The sequence below is a fragment of the Candidatus Pelagibacter communis genome (genome assembly GCF_001180205.1).
GTDB lineage: Bacteria > Pseudomonadota > Alphaproteobacteria > Pelagibacterales > Pelagibacteraceae > Pelagibacter > Pelagibacter ubique_O.
Genome location: NZ_CVSU01000048.1, coordinates 1 through 861, shown reverse-complemented (window position 1 = coordinate 861; position 861 = coordinate 1). Strand labels below are relative to the sequence as shown.

The window sequence follows — 861 nt, the reverse complement described above, 5'->3', positions numbered from 1 at the left end:
CGTAAAATACGTGAACGCTGACTCTCAAGCAGTTTATGAGTCAATTAGAATTGGAGACGTAACTATTTCTCACGAAGTATGGGAGTCTGCATTCGGTAAGTCATTTACAACTGCTTTAGATAAAGGTGGTTTATTAGATTGGGGTGATCATGAGGCAAGAACTCTTGAGGATATGGGATATCCAAATTGGGTTACTGAAAAAGGATTATGCCCAGGTCTACCAGATTGGACAGCTTTAAAAAATCCTGATTGTGCTAAAAACTTTACAACACCTGACTCTCCAGATGGAAAAGGAAGAATGTTGGAAGGTCCACAAACTTGGCATGGTGACTTAATTCCACAAAGGGTTGATGCATTAGGTTTAGGTGATTTATGGTGGGTTAAATTTGCTGGAAGCGCTGATGCACTTTGGGCAGAGTTAGCTGCAGCTGAAAAAGAAGGAAGAGGTACAATTATCTTCAACTGGACACCTAACTTTACAGATGGTGCTGGTTTTACATTTATTGACTTCCCTCCATACACAGCTGGTTGCAGACCAGAAGATGGCGGAGATGGTAAATGTGGTTCTCCTGATGGATACTTGAAAAAAGCAGTTCATGAGGATTTCCCAAAAACTCATCCAAAAGCAGCAGCAGCATTTAAAAAATTGTCATTCTCTACAAGTCAAATTGGAGCAATGGCTGCTTTAGTTGATGTTGACAAAATGACTCACGAAGATGCAGCTAAAAAATGGTTAGCTGATAACAAGTCAGTTTGGCAAGCTTTTACTAAATAAGGATAAAAGTTAAAATTTTAAATCTCCCCCAACATTGTTGGGGGGGATTTTTTTTTAAATAATTTTGTGTAAAATATGTTTATGAA

1 protein-coding gene is annotated in these 861 nt (G+C 38.4%); it reads left to right on the top strand.

The window, feature by feature from the left end:
- The coding region (locus tag AMO08_RS02280; RefSeq protein WP_075484774.1) for a glycine betaine ABC transporter substrate-binding protein at positions 1-775 on the top strand (775 nt) is incomplete at its 5' end.
- Between the last annotated feature and the right edge of the window lie 86 nt (positions 776-861).